General features: G+C 52.1%; 19 protein-coding genes. 12 read left to right on the top strand and 7 right to left on the bottom strand.

All coding sequences use genetic code 11. The features are described from left to right. Positions 1 to 39 precede the first annotated feature (39 nt). Entirely contained in the window at positions 40 to 1,503 is a 1,464-nt protein-coding gene (locus EYB31_RS06175) for a sensor histidine kinase (RefSeq protein ID WP_131012501.1), read from the top strand. Then, complete coding sequence (locus tag EYB31_RS06170) at positions 1,500 to 2,195, top strand: response regulator transcription factor (protein ID WP_131012407.1); 696 nt, start codon at positions 1,500 to 1,502, stop codon at positions 2,193 to 2,195. Before EYB31_RS06175 ends, EYB31_RS06170 begins: the two co-directional genes overlap by 4 nt. Before the next feature lie 229 nt (positions 2,196 to 2,424). Here the strand turns inward: EYB31_RS06170 and EYB31_RS06165 are convergent, their stop codons facing one another. Further along, a complete protein-coding gene (locus EYB31_RS06165; RefSeq protein ID WP_240762114.1) occupies positions 2,425 to 2,853 on the bottom strand; it encodes an Lrp/AsnC family transcriptional regulator in 429 nt (142 codons plus the stop codon). Positions 2,854 to 2,981: 128 nt separating this feature from the next. Between EYB31_RS06165 and EYB31_RS06160 the strand changes: the two genes are divergently transcribed. Together EYB31_RS06160 and EYB31_RS06155 are read left to right on the top strand one after the other, a co-directional pair. Further along, positions 2,982 to 3,734: an MBL fold metallo-hydrolase gene (locus tag EYB31_RS06160; RefSeq protein WP_131012405.1), complete on the top strand. Its 753-nt coding sequence runs from the start codon at positions 2,982 to 2,984 to the stop codon at positions 3,732 to 3,734. Positions 3,735 to 3,850: 116 nt separating this feature from the next. Then, the gene (locus tag EYB31_RS06155; RefSeq protein WP_131012404.1) at positions 3,851 to 5,344 is read left to right on the top strand and encodes an S-layer homology domain-containing protein; all 1,494 of its coding nucleotides are present in this window, start codon (positions 3,851 to 3,853) and stop codon (positions 5,342 to 5,344) included. A gap of 228 nt (positions 5,345 to 5,572) precedes the next feature. Here EYB31_RS06155 and thrC read toward each other — a convergent pair whose 3' ends face one another. After that, the gene (gene thrC / locus EYB31_RS06150; protein ID WP_131012403.1) at positions 5,573 to 6,961 is read right to left on the bottom strand and encodes a threonine synthase; all 1,389 of its coding nucleotides are present in this window, start codon (positions 6,959 to 6,961) and stop codon (positions 5,573 to 5,575) included. Between the two features lie 241 nt (positions 6,962 to 7,202). Here thrC and katA point away from each other — a divergent pair, with 241 nt between their 5' ends. Together katA and EYB31_RS06140 are read left to right on the top strand one after the other, a co-directional pair. Continuing rightward, positions 7,203 to 8,657 carry a catalase KatA gene (gene katA, locus EYB31_RS06145; protein ID WP_131012402.1) on the top strand — a complete coding sequence of 485 codons (1,455 nt, stop codon included), beginning with the start codon at positions 7,203 to 7,205 and terminating at the stop codon, positions 8,655 to 8,657. 277 nt (positions 8,658 to 8,934) lie between these two features. After that, on the top strand, positions 8,935 to 9,558 hold the full coding sequence (locus tag EYB31_RS06140; protein ID WP_131012401.1) for a helix-turn-helix domain-containing protein: 624 nt from the start codon (positions 8,935 to 8,937) through the stop codon (positions 9,556 to 9,558). Positions 9,559 to 9,613: 55 nt separating this feature from the next. Here the strand turns inward: EYB31_RS06140 and EYB31_RS06135 are convergent, their stop codons facing one another. Continuing rightward, positions 9,614 to 10,180: a hypothetical protein gene (locus EYB31_RS06135; RefSeq protein WP_165452251.1), complete on the bottom strand. Its 567-nt coding sequence runs from the start codon at positions 10,178 to 10,180 to the stop codon at positions 9,614 to 9,616. 137 nt (positions 10,181 to 10,317) lie between these two features. Here EYB31_RS06135 and EYB31_RS06130 point away from each other — a divergent pair, with 137 nt between their 5' ends. Together EYB31_RS06130 and EYB31_RS06125 are read left to right on the top strand one after the other, a co-directional pair. Continuing rightward, positions 10,318 to 10,551, top strand: a complete 234-nt coding sequence (locus EYB31_RS06130; RefSeq protein ID WP_131012399.1) for a hypothetical protein — start codon at positions 10,318 to 10,320, stop codon at positions 10,549 to 10,551. A gap of 3 nt (positions 10,552 to 10,554) precedes the next feature. After that, positions 10,555 to 11,763 (top strand): YecA family protein, encoded by a 1,209-nt coding sequence (locus EYB31_RS06125; RefSeq protein WP_131012398.1) that lies wholly within the window; start codon positions 10,555 to 10,557, stop codon positions 11,761 to 11,763. Positions 11,764 to 11,927: 164 nt separating this feature from the next. On the opposite strand, the gene EYB31_RS06120 is transcribed toward EYB31_RS06125, so the two are convergent. Beyond that, the gene (locus tag EYB31_RS06120) at positions 11,928 to 12,665 is read right to left on the bottom strand and encodes a histidine phosphatase family protein (protein ID WP_131012397.1); all 738 of its coding nucleotides are present in this window, start codon (positions 12,663 to 12,665) and stop codon (positions 11,928 to 11,930) included. Between the two features lie 208 nt (positions 12,666 to 12,873). Here EYB31_RS06120 and EYB31_RS06115 point away from each other — a divergent pair, with 208 nt between their 5' ends. The 4 genes from EYB31_RS06115 to EYB31_RS40090 all read left to right on the top strand — a co-directional run bounded on the left by EYB31_RS06115 (position 12,874) and on the right by EYB31_RS40090 (position 18,312). After that, the gene (locus tag EYB31_RS06115) at positions 12,874 to 15,228 is read left to right on the top strand and encodes a helix-turn-helix domain-containing protein (RefSeq protein ID WP_165452250.1); all 2,355 of its coding nucleotides are present in this window, start codon (positions 12,874 to 12,876) and stop codon (positions 15,226 to 15,228) included. 183 nt (positions 15,229 to 15,411) lie between these two features. Further along, a complete protein-coding gene (locus EYB31_RS06110) occupies positions 15,412 to 17,022 on the top strand; it encodes an extracellular solute-binding protein (protein WP_131012395.1) in 1,611 nt (536 codons plus the stop codon). 137 nt (positions 17,023 to 17,159) lie between these two features. Further along, positions 17,160 to 18,119: a metallophosphoesterase family protein gene (locus EYB31_RS06105; RefSeq protein WP_131012394.1), complete on the top strand. Its 960-nt coding sequence runs from the start codon at positions 17,160 to 17,162 to the stop codon at positions 18,117 to 18,119. A 40-nt stretch (positions 18,120 to 18,159) separates the two neighbouring features. Next, the gene (locus EYB31_RS40090; protein ID WP_165452249.1) at positions 18,160 to 18,312 is read left to right on the top strand and encodes a hypothetical protein; all 153 of its coding nucleotides are present in this window, start codon (positions 18,160 to 18,162) and stop codon (positions 18,310 to 18,312) included. On the opposite strand, the gene EYB31_RS40085 is transcribed toward EYB31_RS40090, so the two are convergent. The 3 genes from EYB31_RS40085 to EYB31_RS06095 form a co-directional block, all read right to left on the bottom strand. Beyond that, positions 18,297 to 18,494, bottom strand: a complete 198-nt coding sequence (locus tag EYB31_RS40085; RefSeq protein WP_165452248.1) for a hypothetical protein — start codon at positions 18,492 to 18,494, stop codon at positions 18,297 to 18,299. The two genes, EYB31_RS40090 and EYB31_RS40085, sit on opposite strands and share 16 nt — an antisense overlap. 63 nt (positions 18,495 to 18,557) lie before the next feature. Next, a complete protein-coding gene (locus tag EYB31_RS06100) occupies positions 18,558 to 19,397 on the bottom strand; it encodes a 1,4-dihydroxy-6-naphtoate synthase (RefSeq protein ID WP_131012393.1) in 840 nt (279 codons plus the stop codon). After that, on the bottom strand, positions 19,394 to 20,236 hold the full coding sequence (locus EYB31_RS06095; protein ID WP_131012392.1) for a futalosine hydrolase: 843 nt from the start codon (positions 20,234 to 20,236) through the stop codon (positions 19,394 to 19,396). The genes EYB31_RS06100 and EYB31_RS06095 overlap by 4 nt, the downstream gene beginning before the upstream one ends. Positions 20,237 to 20,634 lie beyond the last annotated feature (398 nt).

Here is a 20,634-nt window from a genome sequence, read left to right as displayed (position 1 = left end):
AAAATAATAGGAATCAGCAAAGGACAAGGGGGGATTACGCTGTCCATACGTTTGAGACTGCTTTTTTCGTTTACGGGCGCGCTAATCGTCACCGTCCTGCTTTTTGCGCTGACCGGCTATTTAATCACTGTGGCGATCACGGGCGACGTGCGGAGCTTCAGCGATTTTTATAAAACTCATTACAAGCTGAACCCGTTGACCGAAGCGGAGGAGCGGATCTTTCTCGAATTGAAGACCCTTGTCAAAACAGATCCGGGCAAATTGATGAACAATGAGCTGCTTGCGGATTACGATTTCCAGCTGCGGATGGTGCAGGCCGGCTTGTATTTGCGCAAGGAGTCGAAGCTGCTGTTCATTTCTCCGTCGCTGCATGCGCCGGAGTTGGGAGCCGCGCTGCCCAATTACGAGATGGGCAATAACGCGATCCGCAATACATTTAACGTCGGGAACCGTTTTTTTTCTTATGCTAAGTACGACTTTACGTTCCCGGATAAAGAACGCGGCAGCATCTTTGTTTTGCGGGAACGCAGTCCTTTCGCCGAGATGATCCGCAAGCTGCTGCCCATCCTGATTGGTGTGCTGCTTGCTGTTTTGCTGCTGACCGGGGTGCTGCTGTTCAGATTTATTACCCGTTCGATTATCAAACCGCTAAACGGGCTGCGCCATTCCGCGGAACGGATTAAGGAAGGCGATTTGCAGTTTGAAGTGAAGGCACAAGGTAATGACGAAATCGGCCAGCTCTGCATGGCGTTTGAAGATATGCGACGGCGTTTGACGAACTCTGTTCAGCTTCAACTGCAATACGAGGAGAACCGCAAAGAGCTGTTGTCCAGCATATCTCACGATTTGCGGACCCCGATCACTACGATTAAAGGATATGTCGAAGGCATTCAAGACGGGGTGGCGGATACCCAAGAGAAGATGGACAAATATTTAAACACGATCCATACCAAGGTCGTTGGGCTGGACCGGCTTGTGGACGAGCTGTTTTTATACTCCAAGCTGGATTTGAAAAAGCTGCCTTATTCGTTTGAGACGGTAGAAGCGAGCCGGTTTCTGGAGGATGTGATTCAGGATCTCCAGTTCGATCTCGAACTCAGAGGCGTTCACATCGCAGGGGAGTTCCCGCGGCGCGAAATTCAAGTGTTGGCAGACCGCGAGAAGCTGCGGCGGATTGTGCTGAACCTGATCGACAATTGCGTCAAATATATGGACAAGCCGGAGAAACGTATCGTGGTAAAGCTGACGGAACATGCGGATAAAGCGACGGTCGAAATTCGCGACAACGGTCCGGGTATCCGGCCGGAGCAGCTTCCGTACATTTTCGAAAAATTTTACCGGGCCGAATCGCGAGAAAGCGGCAAAAGCGGCAGCGGACTTGGCCTGGCAATCGCCAGGCAGCTGGTCGAGGGGCATGGCGGCGGCATATGGGCGGAAAGCGAATGGGGAGAAGGCGTCTCCGTCTTTTTTACATTAAAAAAATGTGGCGGTGACGAATCATGACGACAAACATACTCATCGTGGAGGACGAGCTGGAGATCGCGGAGCTGCAGCGGGATTATTTGGCGCTCCACGGTTTTCAGGCCGATATATGCGTGACCGGAACGGAAGGCTTACGGCGTGCTCAGGATGGCGGCTACAATCTGATCATTCTCGATTTGCAGCTGCCCGGCGTCGACGGTTTTGAGTTGTGCAGGCGGATTCGCGAAATGTGCGATGTGCCGATTCTGATCGTGTCGGCCAAAAAAGAAGAGGTCGACAAAATTCGCGGCTTCGGTCTCGGGGCCGACGATTTTGTGACCAAGCCGTTCAGCCCAAGCGAGCTGGTAGCCCGGGTGAAGGCGCATTTGACGCGGTATGAGCGCCTCGTAGGCAGCGGCAAAAAGGCAGCGCCGGACGAGATTCGCATTCGCGAGCTGACGATTGACAAGGCGTCGCGCCGTGTTTATGTTCACGGTAAAGAAGTATCGTTTACGACAAGGGAGTTCGACCTGCTCGTATTTTTCGCGGTGCATCCGAACCGGGTGTTCAGCAAGGAAGATTTGTTTGAACGGATATGGGGGCTCGAATCGACCGGCGACATCGCAACGGTAACCGTTCATGTGCGGCGCCTGCGGGAGAAGATCGAAGCGGATCCGTCCAACCCGCAATTTATCGAGACCATATGGGGAGCGGGTTACCGCTTTACGGTATAAGGACAGCCTGCAGTTTGTGGAGGCCGCTGAAAAAGTGAATGCTGCATGTGCGAATCATACTTCCAATCGCCAATTGTCCCCGAACTTCTTGGATTATCCCCGCTTAAGGCGGGTGAAATTCGGAGACAAAGGCGAACGCTGGCGCTTTTCCAGTATGATTTCGCTCACTGCGCTGCTTTTTCGGCGGCCTCCAGTTTGTGCGGGCTGTTTTCTTTGCTGTATAAAGCGGTTATTTTAACTGATCGAGCGACAGACTTACTTTATAGTTTCCGAATTGGAGCAGTTCGTCAAGAAAGCCGTTCAACTGCTGGGATGATTGTACCCTCACGCGTATCCAATAGCAGCCTTCGCCGCTTACGCGGTGCGCTTCAACTACCTGCTCGTTGTTACTGACGAAAGTTTGGAATAACGGGTGGGCGGTGTTTGATTTTAAAAAAACAGTAATAAAAGCATGCACGCTCATCCCGATTTTTTCAGGATTCCATCGCAATGTATACCCTTCAATAACCCCGCTATCCTGCAGCTTGCGCACGCGTGCGCCTACCGCCTGGCCGGTCATATGGACGATCCGCCCGATTTCTTTATGCGACAAGGTTGCGTCCTTCAGTAAATGCCGCAAAATGCTCAAATCAATTTCATCGATGATATGATGGTTCAACTTTGAAAAATTCCTTTCACGGTGAAAGTGGATATCCGATATTTGTTTCGCCATGTTATAGATTGGCTTTGAGACAGCTACTATAATTGTACCAGGAGACAACAATAAGGATAAGGGGTGGAATTATAGTGGAACTTCAATTGATTCGTCACGCTACGCTTTGGCTTCATTATGGGGGAGTGCAATTTTTGATCGATCCGATGTTCAGCGATCAGGGGGCGAATCCGCCGATTATCAATTCTCCGAACGATCGGAGAAATCCGCTTGTTCCGCTGCCTTTTGATGCGGTCCGGCTGCAGAAACCGGATGCCGTTATCGTAACGCATCTGCACAAAGATCATTGGGATGAAGCGGCTGCGGCTCTTTTGGACAAGGCGACGCCGGTGTTATGCCAGCCGAGGGATGAGATACCGCTGGCGTTGGATGGTTTTTCTTCCGTGACCTCGATTAACAAGCAGCTGGAGTTTAAAGGCGTAACGCTGATCCGTACGAACGGACAGCACGGTACGGGTGAAATCGGAGAGAAGATGGGTCAAGTTTCGGGATTTGTTTTCAAAAAGGAAGGCGAGCCGACGTTATATCTCGCAGGGGATACGATATGGTGCAGCGACGTGTTAGAGGCGCTGGATGCGCACCGGCCGGATATAACGATTGTCAACGCCGGAGGAGCGCGGTTTACCGTCGGAGATCCGATTACGATGGATGCCGACGATGTCGTCGCTGTGAGCAAACATGCTCCGTATACCCAAATGGTTGCCGTTCATATGGATTCGATTAATCATTGTCTGGTAACCAAAGTGGATTTACGCAAAAGATTAGCCGAAGAACATTTGCAGCATCAGGTGATTGTACCGGAAGATGGGGAAAAAGTGCTGGTTTAAAAACATTTTCGATTCCGTTTAGAATTTATTAAGGTTTTGTTTCTCGCCCGTTTAGATTCAGCCTGTACCATAGTATTTGTAGAGCAGCGAATCTAATTCAGGGAGGAACATACACGATGAACAAACGTATTTCTGCATTTATTGCTTTTGCTGTGGTAGCGGCTGTGGGGACAGGAACTCTAGCGGGGAACGCGAATGTATCGGCCGCAGGGAATACCTCAGCGGTACAGGCCGATTATGGCGTATATGCCGATTCGATTGACAAGCTCGTCGGGCAAGGCGTGCTGCAAGGTTACGGCGATGGAGTTATGAAGCCCGGGCAAAATGTGACCCGTGCCGAGCTGGCGAAAATGGTCGTGCTGGCGCTTCAACTGGAGAACAAGAAGGGCGGTACCGCGGGGCTGCAAGATGTGAGTGCGCAGGATTGGTTCCAAAGTTATGCCAATACGGCCGCTGGGCTTGGTGTCATTTCGGCTGACGGAGGCCAGTTTAAACCTAATGAATCGGTCACTCAAGCGGAATTGACCCAGGTGATCGCCAAGGCGCTTGAACGCGATGCTTTGTCCGTGCAATCGTGGATGACCGGCTCGTATTCGGCCGATAAACTTGCAACCCGCGGCGAAACCGGCCAGCTGCTGCTGACCGCGGAGAAGTCGATCCGTTCCGAGGCGGCACAAATCGTTAGCATTCGCGCGCTGAATAAAGTGACGATGGAAGTTGTTTTTGACCGGACGCTGACCTTGGATGACGAAAGCCTCGATATTTCGATGAAAAATTTCGTGTTTGATAACGGTCTTGCGATCGTCAACCAGCCGCGGCTGAAAACAGGAGCGATGTCCACTTATATCGTGCCAACGCAAACGCAGAAGCCTGGAACGACCTACACACTGAACTACAAAGGACGCCAAAGTGTAACGGTGGCTTCCAACGACGAAATCATCCGTACGAACGAGGCAAGACAAGTCGACAACGACTCGTTTGAGATCGAAGTGCTGAAAACGGACGGAGTGACGGACTACGGTTACGTGATTTCCGCTTATGCGCCGGGCCGCGGCAAAAACGCCTTTATTTTGGACGAGAACAATATGTATAACGGCCAGCCGTTCCAAATCATTTCTTCATTGCGCAGCCGCAGCGTCACAATTACGCCGGAAGGCGGCGCACCGATGACAGCCGCATATCTGCCGTTCACCCAGTCGACCGACGGCAGGCAGGAACCGAAGTTCCGGCTGCCGGGCGGTGCGAAATTCCAGCCGGGCACAAAATATACGGTGAGCTCGGATTGGCTGACGGTGAAAAATCCGACTTTTGTGGCCAAAGAAACTGCGCCGCTGCAAATTGCATCCGTAACGCAGGTGGATCCGGCGACATTAAATGTGACTTTGACGCAGGATCCTGGCGATGAGATTTTCGTGCTGCGTGAAGTTAAGCTGACCGGTTCCGACGGTTCGGAGCTAACGGCTCAGTACACGATCCAAACCCGCAAAGGCGTGAACGGCACGTTCGCACTGCAAAACGGCGCGAAGCTGGCTTCGGGTGTGACTTACATTGCTCAGCCAGTAGGCGATTGGGCCGTTGCGGCGAATAACCTCACGCTGACTGCGAAATAATCGAGATAGCGAAATCGGGGTTGTCCCCAATATTTTGCGAGAACCTCATGATTAACACGTAAAGGACCTTAATTCCACTGCTATGTTGAAGTGGAGTTTAAGGTCCTTTTGCAGTATGAGGTATTTCGGATTGATATTAATTTCACACATGCGTTCGATTAAAATAAGCCCCCAGTGCCGTCTTCGGACGAAACTGGGGGTTATCGTTTGCTGCTTGCTTACATTCGATCAAAAAAACGAAACCAGTCTGTTCTTGATCTCCTCGTTGGTGCCGCCAACTACGGTCACAAACTGCGGTTTGTCGAACAACTGCTGGATTTGCTCAGGATACGTTTGGCTGATGCTGCGCAGACGAATCGCCTCGTCGAACTTCGCCGGATGCGCCGTCGAAAGCACGATCGCCGTTTCGCCCTCAGCGGCCAGCTTGTCGGAAGCCGCCGCACCGCATGCGGTATGCGGGTCAAGCAGATAGCCGTATTTTTGATAGTATTCGCTAATGGTGTCCAAACATTCCTCGTTGCCTACACTGTAGGCGGCAAAGTCGGCCTGCACCTGCTTCAGCGCGTCGCCGGTTACGACAATGCGGGAGTCCGCCTTAAACTGCGCCATAAGTTGGGTCACGGTTTGCGGGTCCTCTCCGTACAAGTAGAACAAGTACCGCTCAAAGTTGCTGGCCACTTGAATATCCATGGACGGGCTGTGCGTGCCGCGGAAAGCGCCCGGCTCGTAGACGCCTTCGCTTACGAAACGCGCCAAAATGTTGTTTTCGTTGGTAGCCAAAACGAGCTTGTCGACGGAAAGTCCCATTTTTTTCGCGAGATAACCGGCAAAAATGTCGCCGAAGTTGCCTGTCGGCACGCTGAAGCTGACTTTGCCGCTGTGTCCTTGCTTCGCCAGCTGGAAATAAGCGTAGAAGTAATAAACGGTTTGCGCGAGAATACGGGCAATATTGATGGAATTGATCGCACGCAGATGGTATTTCACTTTGAAATCGACATCGGCGAACAAATCTTTAATAATCCGCTGGCAATCGTCAAAAGTGCCTTCCACCGCAAGGTTAAGCACGTTGGCATCGTTGATGGTCGTCATTTGCAATTCCTGCACTTTGCTGACCTTCTGATGCGGATGCAAGATGCAGATGCGGATGCCTTCCTTGCCGCGCACGCCTTCAATCGCAGAAGCGCCGGTGTCGCCGGAAGTTGCGCCGAGAATGTGGATGACCGAGTTGGTTTTGGCGGAAACGTAGGAATACAGATTGCCCAGGAATTGCAATGCGACGTCTTTAAAAGCAAAGGTCGGGCCGTGGAACAACTCCAATATATACCGGCTGTCATCCAGCTTGCGCACCGGCGTTACCGCTTCGTCGCGGAACGTGGCGTAACTGTCGTCAACCAGCTTTTTCAAATCCGCGCGCGGAATTTCATCGTTTACGTATAAGGAGAAAATCTCCAAAGCAAGCTCCGGATAAGAAAGCTCCTGCCACTTCTGCAGCGTAGCTTCCGATACTTGCGGAATGTGCTGCGGAACAAGCAAGCCGCCGTCATCGGCCAGTCCCATCAAAATCGCGTCGATAAATCCTATGGGGGAGACTTGTCCCCTTGTGCTGATGTATTTCATAACCTCTCCTTAAATGAACTAAAGTTTAGTATTATTGTAACTCTTTTTGGGGCCTGTAGTCGAGATGCTGTTTGTTTGTGCGGGGATTGCCATTTTCCGGGGAATTTGTGCGCGGCGATAGAATGAACGCCACGTTGTCCGAATACAAATAGAATAAGCTTCACTTGAAAATTATTATCGTTTACGGACGGAATCAGGTCTGAAGGAAACAGAAATTTGCCAAAAGAGGTGAATCCGGTTCATGGGTACGGAAAACAAGCTGACTACCAGTTGGGGAGCCCCGGTAGGGGATAACCAAAACTCCGTCACGGCGGGCTCCCGCGGCCCCACATTAATTCAAGACGTGCATCTGTTGGAGAAACTGGCCCATTTCAACAGGGAGCGTGTGCCCGAACGGGTCGTTCATGCCAAAGGCGCGGGAGCGCACGGTTATTTGGAAGTGACCGCCGATGTTACGCAGTACACTAAAGCAAAATTTTTATCCGAAGTAGGTAAACGAACTCCGTTATTCATCAGATTCTCAACCGTTGCCGGAGAAAGCGGCTCCGCCGATACGGTACGCGATCCGCGCGGATTTGCCGTGAAATTTTACACGGAGGACGGAAACTACGATTTGGTCGGAAACAACACGCCGGTATTTTTTATCCGGGATGCGATCAAGTTTCCCGACTTCATCCATACACAGAAGCGCCATCCGCAAACACATCTGAAAAATCCGAACGCCGTATGGGACTTCTGGTCGTTATCGCCCGAATCGCTGCATCAGGTGACGATTCTCATGTCCGACCGCGGCATTCCGGCGACGTACCGGCACATGAACGGGTACGGGAGCCACACCTTCAAATGGGTTAATGCGGAAGGTAAGGGCGTATGGATCAAATATCATTTTAAAACCGAGCAGGGCATCCAAAACCTTAGTGCCGATGTCGCCGCGCAACTTGCCGGAGAAAATGCCGATTATCATACGGAAGACTTGTTTAACGCGATCGCGCAGGGCGATTATCCGTCTTGGCGGCTGTACGTGCAGATTATGCCGCTGGAGGATGCGAATACGTACCGGTTTGATCCGTTTGACGTAACCAAAGTGTGGTCGCAGAAAGATTATCCGCTGATTGAAGTGGGGCGGATGGTGCTGGACCGCAATCCGGAAAATTATTTTGCCGAGGTGGAGCAGGCCACCTTCTCGCCGGGAACGCTGGTGCCGGGCATCGACGTTTCGCCGGACAAAATGCTCCAGGGCCGGCTGTTTGCTTACCATGACGCACACCGGTATCGCGTAGGAGCAAATCATCAGGCGCTGCCGATCAACCGTGCGCAAAATGAAGTGAGCAATTACCAGCGGGACGGACAAATGCGTTTTGACGACAATGGCGGCGGTTCCGTCTATTATGAGCCAAACAGCTTCGGCGGGCCAAAAGAATCGCCGTCCGATAAACCGGCGGCGTTTGAGGTTTCCGGCAACGCCGATAGCGTCGCTTACGATCACCACGATCACTTTACGCAGGCCGGCGACCTGTACCGTTTGTTAAGCGAAGACGAGCGCACACGGCTGGTGCAAACGATCGTAGGGGCCATGCGGCCCGTCGAGCGGGACGACATCAAACTCCGGCAGATAGGGCACTTTTACAAAGCGGATCCTGAATACGGGACACGGATTGCGGAGGGACTTGGTTTACCGGTTCCGGGGGATAAGTAGGCATGTTGATAGAGTAAACTTGCTGATCAAATAAACTTGCCGAAGGCAGCCGCCTCTTACTTTTTAAGGGCGGCTGCCTCTATTAGGGTATGGAATTGTCACTCTTTAGACGCTTTCTCTGGAGGGACTCGACCAGCCAGGCCGCTTTTTTGGTATCAAAATGAATACCGGGGTGTTTGTTGGAGATACTCACGCATAGAATGAGTTGAAGTTTTAGTTTAACTTTAGTTAAATTTTTGGTTGAAGTCAGATAGGATGGAGGTAGGAGGTGATGTTTATGTCTACACAGAAGGAACGGCAGTTGGTCGTTGAAAAAAGCGAGCAAATACTGAAACACACGATTAAGCAAGTCGATCCGGAATTTTATCGCGCATTCAGCAATATGCTTCATGACTACATTGTTGTGACCAGCCCCCGCAAAAATATAGGTTTTCAAAAGGAACTGCCTGAAATGATTAAAATGATGGCAGAAGTTGTAACCCACGCCCAGCCTGTCAAAGTATATACAACCGGCGAGTTGGCGCGAACTTTCGGGGTTTCTGTGCAAGCCGTCAATAAATGGATAGATGAAGGGCGTTTTCTCGGATTTAAAAGAGAAGGGAACAATCGGCATAACCGAATTCCGGAAACGATTCAGTTTGCATTAAGAACCGGACAAGTCATGTCGGTCCGTGAAGTGGTTGCAACCTATGAAACTCAGAATCAGGAGCATGAAACGGTAGAACTGGATTTGCAGGAACAACGAGATGCGCTTGTTGATGAGATTTCCCGGATGATGAAAAAATACGGCGGTACTTACGAAATGACGCTTGGCAATAATGAGGAACAGTCGATTCAAGAAACTCGTGATGCTGCGATTTGGCTTATGCTGCTTGATGAGTTGAGGGAAATGAACAAATAACCGCCCGCACATGCAACTACTGCACAGCGGACGGTTTTATTTAACATAAATAGGATTAGGGCTGTTTAATCAATTCAAACGACTTATTGTCGTTAATGGTAATATTCTCGAACTGTTTGGTTTCTATGCCGATTCTCCGGCTGACCCAACCCTTGGCGAGCAGCGAAGCCTGACCGGAGTTGACGACGATTTTGCCTGAATAAATGCGCGCGTCGCATTTTTTGTTATTGCCGAAGTTGATATGGTACAGCTCGGTGGCATGCCCTTTCATAGTGATAGGCTGCGCAGGAACAAAGGTGGATTCCATGCCGCTGTAAGCAATGCCCGCGTCCTTGAGGGTAGCCCCGTCTTTATCGTAAAAATAAACGGTAACATTGGCCGGCGTCTCCGCCGCGTTGGACAGCTGGAAACCAAAATCAAACGGATTATCCGAGCTGCAATAATCGTGCATCGGAATCTGAAACGACATCTCGCTCGGCGCGGCGGGCAGGGCGGATACGGCGGGCGCCGCCGGCGCTGTCTGCGCAGTGTCCCCGGCCGGGTCCAGCGCTGCGGCCGGAACAACAAACATCAGGCTGAGCATGGCAGCCGGAAGTAACGCTTTTTTAAACATTTGCTTCATCACATGGACGCTCCTTTTATATCAAATGGCAGCATTTGATTGGTCTATATAGTATAATTCGCAAACGGCTTGTAGTAAAATGGGGTAGACCAACCGGAATTTACGCGGGACAAGCAAGCTGGAAGCAGGTGGCATTCGTGGAGCAATACCAGCCGTTGATCGGCGTTGTACTGGAAAAGCTGGCCCAAACCTATAAGGAACTGAAGTTCAATTATGAAGGGCTTGACGGGGTGCTGAAAGCTCATACCAGCGAGGAGATCGAGCGTACGCCGGAGCTGATCACGATAAAGGATGTAAGGGATGCTTACGGCAGCCTGATTGATTGCATGGAAAAGCAGTTTCCGGGAATTAAAGATGTTAGTGAGGAATAGAGAATGGATACCAAATTAAGCAGCAAAGATCAAAAGGTATTATTAAACGCGCTGGAAAAAGCAAAAGAAATGACGCGTAAAATGGAAGAACGCAGCGAGCAGAAACGTTGGAGCGAATTGGAGCTGCCGACTGACTTCGCTAATATTCTTGCCAGGTTGTCGAAAAACGACCTGTCCGATATTCGGACCAACTGGGGAGTTTCCGGGGCAAGCGCGCTGAAAAAGCAGGATTTGATCGACGTATTGACCTTGCAGCTGGCGGAGAAGCTTCCAGCCGTTTTCGATTTATTCGATAAAGCGAGATACGATATCGTTAAAAAAATAGCGGACAAGGGCGGATGCGCATACGTGCCGCTGGAATCCCGGCAGCTTGAGTATTTTCAAAGCCGCGGTATTTTGTTCCCCGGGATGGTGAACGGGAAGAAGGTCTTATGTATCCCTCCGGAGGTGCTTGAGTGCTTTAAAGCCATTGACAACGCCGAGTATCGGCAGCAAATCCGGAGCAACACGGAGCGGATCAAGCTTGTCCACGGCTTGCTGTTTTATTACGGCACTTTGAGTCTCAAAGAACTGTGCCGGCAGATACACCTGCATTTGGGAACAGATGAGCAATTGACTGGCGAGATCATTTATCTTCTGGAAGGGGCCGAGAAGTTCCATCAGCAGGCAAGGCTGGGAGCGGAAGGATATTCGTCGGGCAGAGTATGGGATCCGGAGAAGGTGAAGGATGAGCATCGCTCAAGAAAAGATCTGCCGTTTTTCCCGTTTACTACGGCTGAACTGATCAAGGCCGGCGAGCCGGATTTCGTCGACCGCAATCCAAGTTTTACCGCTTTTGTCGAATTTATAAGAAAGAATTATGAGATTCCTTTGAAAGAAGCCGAACAGCTTGTCGGGGAATGTGTCTATGCCATCCAAATCGGTGAAAGTCCGGGGCAGATCCTGCAATTTTTACAGACACAGCTGGAAATTAACGAATTGAATGTAATGACAAGCTTCATGGATCGTATCGTGATGCTGCATAACAACACCAAGCAATGGTTTCTTAAGGGCCACGCGCCTAGCGAGATGTCACGCCGTGCCGATTCCGCAATAACCGCCTCCGGGACAGCCGGCGAAGTTATTGATTTTGCCACGCGGCGCAAAGTGGGGCGTAACGACCCTTGTCCATGCGGCACCGGAAAGAAATTCAAGAAGTGCTGCGGCAACTGATGGATATAAGGCTGAGAGCGCAGGTATGCCGGCGCTTGGGCTGAAATGAGTGAGCTACCCGAAAAAAACGCGACAGCTTGATCAAGATAGGATCAGCCGGTCGCGTTTTTATTCATTATCATTTGTGCGCAGGGCTTCGTGTCTGGTTTACCGCAGCAAGCGTATTACTTCAAGGCTTGCAAGCCTTGAAGACCTGTAACCAGCTCCGTCGGGAAATGCGAGGTATAACCGGTGAACTGCACCGAAGTGGCCCATGTCTTATCGCCGCTGTTTTCACGATACCAGTCCACGCGGGCAATGGCTCCGTGGGCATGAAGGAAGCGGTTATGATCGGCTGGCGTTCCCCCGCTAATCACGGTGAGCAGCACAGACAAAAAGGCATTGTGGCAAACAACGGCCACCGTTTTCTGTGAACCGCCGTAAGTTTGCTCCAGATAAGAGAGAAACGAGGCTGCCCGCTCATAGGTCATCTCGCGTGTCTCATTCAGCAGCGGAATACGCCAATCGGGCCGTCCGATCTCGGCCGGATTCCACCGGATATGCGGATAATGCAGCGTCAAGCCCTCATGCGAGGAGACCGCCGCGTATTCGGCGTCGGCCTGCAAGGTTTTGCCGGGCTCCCCGCTTCTCAGCTTGGTCCAAGCGCGGCGGTCGGTTTCGCTGACGGACGGCCATACATGCCACGGCGCCGCAGTTTCGGCGTGAATGGCCGCCGCGGTTTGCACAGCCCGGATCATCGGACTTGAATACAATTCGTCAATGCCCCAAGCCGCAATTTGCCTGCCGACATGGGAGGTTTGCAGCATTCCGGTCTCGGTGAGCGGAGGATTGGGGATGGGGTAGTGGCGATGGTTCTCGTCGTCAGGCTGACAGTGTCGAACGAAATACACAATAAATGACATGATGTGACTCACTCCATTATGAAATAGTCATAAACATCACCATGCGGCATCTGGTTGGCGTCCACAGTATACTATAAATCATTCCCTTTTGATATAATCCGCGCTATATTTGCTGATAGTCTCATTTCTTTACGGTTGGCAACGGTTACATTATAATGGTGCTACGAGTGTGAATAAGCGTTATCGATTTCGGGAGGACAGCATGAAGATGAAAGGCAGACCATCCTTTAAGTTATTCACGGGAAACAAGCTGTTTGTAAAAATGCTGCTGTACTTTTTTTCTCTCCTGATTCCCATTGCGGTAATCGGGCTTATCGTATATATCAATGAACGGCAGCAGGTGCAGGAAGATATCTCGCGCAAATTGTCGGAGAATCTGGCTTCTTCGATGCATACCGTCGATATTTATTTGGGCATGGTGCAGGCGACCAACAACAACCTTATATTCAGCCACACGATTCAGCAAAATCTGAAGCCTTACAACACGCTGACCGATGAAGACAGGATCAACTTGACCTTGATTGTAAAAGAGATTTGGGAAAACAAAAACACGCTGAGCCCTTTCATCGACAATATTTTTGTGTACGCCGACACGGATCGGGTATACACCAGTCAAGAAATGGTTGATTTCGATTATTTTTTCGGCACGTTTTACAAATTGGACAGTTACAACAAGGTTTACTGGGAACAGAAGCTGAATGGGCGAAGCAGTTTTTTTGACTTGCTGCCGCCAAGCAAAATATACAGCTACGACAGATCCGCGGCAAGGGATGTCATTCCTAGCGTTACGACTCAATATGTCAACGGACAATTGGCGGCGATGGTGACCTGCTTATCCGTATCTGCGATTTCGTCCTCTTTAAAAAGCAATTCCTTGTTTCCTTCCACCTCTTATATGATTCTGGATTCCAACCGTAATACCGTGCTTGATACAAACGGAGTCGGCTCTCAATTTATAGAGAAAATAAGCGGTCTGGGGCGAGGCCAAGCGCTGGATATCTCGCTCAACCCTAATGAACATGCGCTTGTGGCGCGGCAAACGTCCGAAGCGTTTGGCTGGGACTATTATTCGATTACGCCGCTTGATGTTGTAAGCAACGACCCTCAAGGCATCATCAGCTTGACGGTATGGATTTGCATCGCCTTGTTTGTAATCGGTATCGCGTTTTCTTTTATGTTCAGCATCAATTTGTACAACCCAATCAAAAATATTCGCGATATCTTGCTTTCCGGAGATCAGGGAGGTCCCGTTCACGACGAGCACCGCAAAGGCGATGAATGGAATATGATCGGAAGCCGCGTGAACCGGCTGATTGAGCAGCACGAGGTTTCCTTGCGCAAGCTGAACCAATATTCCAGCGCGTTGGCGGACCAGTTTTTTACGAGCTTGTTCAGAGGCACTCCATGGACGCAGCAGCACCGGGTGTCGGAAATATTGTCGGAGATCGAGTTTCAAGCGGAGTATTATATGTGCTGCTGCTTCTTGTTCCGGTTTAACGACAAGTTCTATCGTGAAATCGCCGAGCCGGACCGTCTTTTGATCCAAGAGAAGATGAAAAATGTGCTGTGGGGCATTATGAAGCAGCATGTAAACTGCTATCTGATGGAATATGAGACCGACTTCTACGTCTGCGTCGTGAGCTTGGAAAAGGACAATGACCGCGATAATCTGGACCGGGGCATCGACAGCATCCGTAATACGTTTGATTACGATATGGTGTTTTGCGAATTGGCCATTGGCATCGGCAAAACATACTCCAAGGTAGGCGATATCTCCAAATCGTACAGTGACGCGCTTACCGCGCTGGATATGCGGGGAGACAGACATGTGCTTCCGGTAATGGATGCGGCCGAGCTGGATATTCAACAAACATTTTATTATTCGTTTATGGATGAGAATAAAGTGGTCAACGGGTTAAAAGTCGGCAGCACGGACGCTCTGCGCACGGAAGTGGAGCGGATTATCCAAACGAACAAAAACAACGGGGTTTCTTTTACCCATCTGGGCGCGCTGCTGGCCGAATTCGTGAATACCGGGGTCCGCTTCCTGCAGGAAAAGCAGCTAAGCGTGCAAAATGTGATGGATGATGATGAATATGCCTTGCTGGCGGATAAAAACATTCCTCCTAGTGAATTTAACGAACGGGTGGAGATGCTGCTCAGGTTCTACGAAACGATCATTTCCGAGACCGCCACCAAGGAGGAGAAGCGTTCCGGCACGGTCGTTTCGCTAATCACCCAGTTTATCGAAACCCATTATCATGAAGATATTTATTTGGAAAGTATTGCAGGCGAAATTGGGCTGTCGGCCAAATACATCTCGCGGATGTTCAAGGAAACGACGGGCACCAGCATCACCGACTATATCAGTATGATCCGAATTGCCAAGGCGAAGGAGCTGCTGCTTGGCACCGATCTGAAGATCAGCGATATCGCAGACCAGATCGGCATCAACAACCGTACGACCTTTTTGCGGCTGTTCAAAAAATATGAAGGCGTATCGCCCATTCATTACCGGAATGCGCGCGATAAACAAGAACAAGGCCCGGCTGACCAGCAATAGGGGCCTGAATCCATGGCGCGAATATAGGCAAAAAGGCCGTTTTTTGCATCAGGGTGGATAAACGCATCATAAAAGGCAAGAGGGAAATGTGTATCGCCACTCTCTGTTCTGCTTATATTCATTGCCGTCTCCCGAACATACACTGAGGTTTGTAGGAAGAAAACATTTTCGAGGAGGACGTTTATGCAACGGAACAAAGGAGGTTACATCAGCGCCGGCTGTGCCGTCATGCTGCTTGGCACGACGCTGGCGGGCTGCGGGGGCGGGACTTCAAGCGATAAACCGGCTGCAGGGAATAAAGCGGCGGGAGGAGCGCAAGCCGAGAAGCCGCTCTCCATTACTTGGATGCGTTTCGAGCATCCTACGCAAGCGCTGCTTTCCGATTCTGTGGTCGTGAAAGAGGTGCTTAAGCGGAAAAATGTGAAGCTGGAGCTGCAAAGTACGCCGCAAAGCAACTACGACGACAAGAAGAAGACGCTGATCGCAACCAATACGCTTCCGGATGTCTTGCTGGTCAAGCAGGACGATATTACGAATTTTGCCGATACCGGGATTTTTCTGGACTTGACTCCTTATTTGGACAAGATGCCGAATTTCAAAAAGGCGATCGCCGATAACCCGGAAATCAACAAAACCAAGGTGGAGGGCAAGCTGTACGGTTTCCCGCTGGCTCAGCGGGTAGCAACCTCGCAATCGGGGCTTGTGCCGGTGATTCGCGTCGATCTGCTGAAAAAGCTGAATATCCCGACGCCTGCCACGTATGAAGAGCTGTATCAAGCGATGAAAAAACTCAAGGAGGCGTATCCCAACTCCTACCCGTTTACGAGCCGCGCCGCCAACGGTTTGACCGGCACGGAAAACCTGGTGAACGCGGTTGCCTTTGCCTTTGGAAGCGGATACACTAACATTAACGGAACCAAGGTATATTTTGAACCGAAGGACAATAAATACAAGTTTGGCCCGTTCTCGCCGGAATTCAAAGATGCGATTACTTATCTGCATAAGCTGTATAAGGAAAAGCTGCTGGATCCCGACTACACGACCGCCACATCGCAAATTTGGCAAGAGAAGCTGAGTTCGGGCAAATCGTTCTATTATCAGGACAATACCGGATTTGGAGCTAACTTTAATCAGGCTTTGCAAAAGGTCGATAAAGATGCAAAATTCGATTTGCTGCCGATTCTTGCCAGCGATAAAGGCGTAAAGCGCGGTTTAATGTACCAGTTGGACCACCTGGCCGAATCGTATGTTGTCAGCGCCAAGGTGAAAAATCCCGAAAAGATCGTTGAATTTATCGATTGGATGTACTCGGAGGAAGGCATTCGTCTGACCTCATGGGGTGTGGAAGGCGAGCATTATACGATGGAAAACGGCAAAGCGAAGCTGAAGGACGAGTTATATAACCAGTTCAAGGACAAAAATGATCCCTATAGCGCCATCAAGTCGATGCTTGGATCCGGGTACTCCGGGCTGGCTTTGTATGCCGACGAAACGCCGGCAATTCCTTATATGCAGAAAGAAGCAACCGAGTGGTCGGATAAAAACTTACAGGCGATCAAAGACGGCCAAGCTTTCCGGTTTGCCTATGACCCGGTATTTACGAAGGATGAGCGGGAGAAGCTGAAGCAGCTGCGCACGCAGTTGGACGCTTACATGGCGCAAACGATGGATAAGTTCATTATGTCCGACGGCGCGATCGAGAAGGAATGGGATAATTTCGTAAAACAGTGCAGGGAAAAGGGTGCCGAACAAATCGAAAGTATTTATAATGCGGCATTAAGCAGAGTGAAATAACCGTGTGGCGGCGTGGCGTGCTGACAGGTGAGACACTGCGGACGGGTCAGCCGTCATGAAGATTCCGGTTGTTGAACGGTTTGATTCATAATTTTATTGTCCGGGCGCCATGGAGGGCGTCTTGAAAGGATGAGTGTATGCGTACTGCACCGTTGAAATTTTGCAGTGACGGCACGTTTAAGATCGTGCAATTTACCGACGTGCATCTGGATGGTTCCGAGCGTGACCGGGATGCGATTCAGTTAATGGAGCGTGTATTGGACGAAGAGAAGCCGGATCTGGTCATGTATTCCGGGGACCTGGTGTCGGGAGACAAATTGAAGGGGCAAGCCAAGGAAAAGGTTTATTCGCTGATCCGCGAGTGCGTTGCGCCTGCCCTAAGCAGACAGCTATTGTGGACGGCCATATTCGGTAACCATGACGGCGAAGGACCGGCATCGAACAGCGAGCTGGTCCAGACGCTGCAGGAAGTTGACGGATGTCTGATGAAGGCGGGGCCTGAGGATGTTGCCGGCGTCGGCAATTATGTGCTGGAGATACTGGGTGCGGCGTCGGATCAGCCTGCGGCGCTGCTGTACGGCTTCGACTCCGGCAACCGCTCGCCGTTTGGCGGCTGGGACTATGTCAAGCGCAGCCAGATCGGCTGGTACGAACGGGAAGCCATGGGCCGCAGATTGCCGGACGGCAGCGTGCTTCCGGCGCTTGCCTTCCTCCATATTCCGCTGCCGGAATACAATGAAGTATGGGACGAACAGATATGTTTGGGCGCAAAATATGAAGACGTGTGTTGTCCTCGGATTAATACAGGGCTGTTTGCGGCAATGGTTGAAATGCGCGATGTGGCGGGTGTTTTCTGCGGACATGATCACCTCAACGATTTCTGCGGCGAACTTCACGGCATCCGTTTGTGTTACGGCCGTGCTACCGGAGGTTATGGCTACGAATTCGGCAAAGGAGCGCGTGTCATTCGTCTTCGCGAAGGAGAGCGCAGCTTCGATACTTGGCTTCGTCTGGAAGGCGGGGATCGCGTCGAATACCAGCAGGAACATCAGCCGGAAGGCAGAATGACGATGCCGAGATATTGGGAAGAGAAATAAAAGGTAAGCGGCTGAGGATTGTCTGGGAGGAGACTATAACATGGAATTCAAGGGGAAGGAGTACGATCCTTTCGACTTGGATTCCGGGTATCCGATGATTGTGATGGTCACCTTGCTCAAAGAGCAGGAGCGGAACAAGATCAGCGAAGACTGGCTGCTGCCGTTCGAGCGGATGAATTACAATCGCTTCTGAATCCAGTAAAAACGAAAAACCCGCACTTCAAACGGAGACCACTGAAAAAGTGAACGCTGTATGAGCGAATGATGCTTACGATCGCCAATTGTCCCCGAATTTCCTGATTGGACCTGCATGCGGCAGGTGAAATTCGGGGACAAAAGCGAACGCTGGCGCTTCTCCAGCATGATTTCGCTCACTTAAGCTGCTTTTTCAGTGACCTCCTTCAACACGAAGGCGGGTTTTTGCGTTCCTCTGGATCGCTACTTCAGCAGCGATAAATCGAATTCGGGAGTAAGCCCTTCCTGAGCGGCCCGGCTGAGCAGAGCGGTCACTGCGCCATATCCGCTTTCGCCCAGATTTCCGGTAAACTCGTTGACGTACAAGTCGATGTGCGCTTTCGCGACCGTTGGGTCCATCTCCTGGGCATGGCTCATCACATAATCGCGGGACGCTTCCGGATGAGCCCAAGCGTAGTCGACCGATGCTTTTGTCCATGCGGCGATGGCGCTTAGGTCGAGAGAACGGCGGGCGATGATGGCTCCAAGCGGGATCGGCAGGCCTGTGCTGGATTCCCACCAGCTGCCGAGATCGGTCAGCAGGGAAAGCCCGTATGAAGGATAGGTGAAACGCGCTTCGTGAATGACGAGGCCGGCGTCGATTTTGCCGTCACGCACGGCTGGCATAATTTCATGGAACGGCATGACGACGATTTCGCCGACGCCGCCTGGCACTTGTTCGGCCGCCCACAGCCGGAACAACAGATAAGCGGTCGAGCGTTCGCTTGGAACGGCCACTCTGCGGCCGGACAGTACACCCGGGTCCTGTGCCGCGGTCAATCCGCCACGCGTCAAGACAAGCGGGCCGCAGCCCCGGCCCAAAGCGCCTCCGCACGGCAGCAGCGCATAATCGTTAAGCACCCAAGGCAGCGCCGCGTAGGAAATTTTTAATACCTCCGGTCCTGTGCCGTTGGCCGCGAGGTTGTTGGTAATATCGATATCGGCGTACATGACGTCCAGCTTCGGCGCGCCGGGCACGAGCCCGTGAACCCAGGCATGAAATACAAACGTATCATTGGGACAAGGTGAAAAAGCGATGTTCATCGTATAACCTCCTTTAAAACTGCGCTTGCGGCTTCAAGCGCCTGCAAGGCGTCGCCGATTCGCCAAGCAGAGCGGTCGCGAGGACCTACGGCATTGGAGATGGCGCGGATTTCTAGAAAAGACAGGCCGTAACGGCTGGCGGCAGCGGCGACGCCGTAGCCTTCCATGCCTTCGCTGGCGGCGCCGGGAATGCGCTCGGCCAGCTCCGAAGCGGTTGCCGCCGTGCCGGTCACCGTCGACAAGGTGAGCGCCGGCCCGCTGTGAGCGGCAAGTCCCGCTGCGCGGAGCGCGGCAAGCAGCTCGCCGGCGAGCTGCTTGTCCACCGGCAGGCGGTTCGCGCCGAAGCCGAGCTTGTCGAGGCCGCTGAAGCCGTCCGGCGTCTCCGCGCCGAGATCGGCGGCGACGGCTTCGCTGGCGACGACCAGCGAGCCGACCGCGGCGCGGCCGGGAAAGCCGCCGCCGATGCCGGCGCTGACGACGACGCCGTAGCGGTGCGGCGTCGCCGCGGCAAGCGCCGCGGTCGCGCTGACCGCGGCCTCGACGGGGCCGACGCCTGCGGCGATTACGTCGAAGCGGCTGTCGCCGCCAAGGCCGCGCGCCACCGCGTCCTTCTCGGCGTCGACCGCGACGACGACGAGCACGCGCCGCCGCCCGGCCGCGCTGCTGCCGTCGGCGTGCTGCGCCGCTGCGCCCGGCGCGCTATGGCCGCCGCCGCTCCGCCCGGCTGCGCCCCGCTCGCTCCCGGGCAGCTCCGCCCGGCGCTGCTGCGCTTCGGAGCCGCTGCGCCCGCGTGCATGCGGCGCCTCGTAGTTGTGTCCGCCAGCGCGGCTTTGCTCCATCGCCGGAGAAGCCGGGTTAGCGGCTGTGCGATCCATAGTCACGGGTCCATACTCCTTCTGGTATAAGCGCATATGGTTCGCGCTCCAAATATTTAGTGTAAGAAGCTTTATTGTCCTATTATAGTCCTTTTCGTCCAAAAGGAACAACCTGCGGAAATCCGCAGGTTCAACGTAATGGGACATATCTCTCCGGGCCGAATTCCCCAGTGCCTGTCGATTTCAAGCGGACCATATGAGGCGGCCGCCGAGTGGCGGTTCTGAAGACCACTGACATACGAAACGTCATGCTCCAACGCTAACGGTCGGGAACGCACTTATTTGGCAAAAAAATCGAGATTTGCCTTTTCAACGGACAGGGTCGCGCTTATTTGCTCAAAAAAGTCAGGGAAATCGTGATG

The sequence above is a fragment of the Paenibacillus thalictri genome, assembly GCF_004307995.1.
GTDB lineage: Bacteria > Bacillota > Bacilli > Paenibacillales > NBRC-103111 > Paenibacillus_AF > Paenibacillus_AF thalictri.
This window is presented reverse-complemented; position numbering and strand designations above follow the sequence as displayed.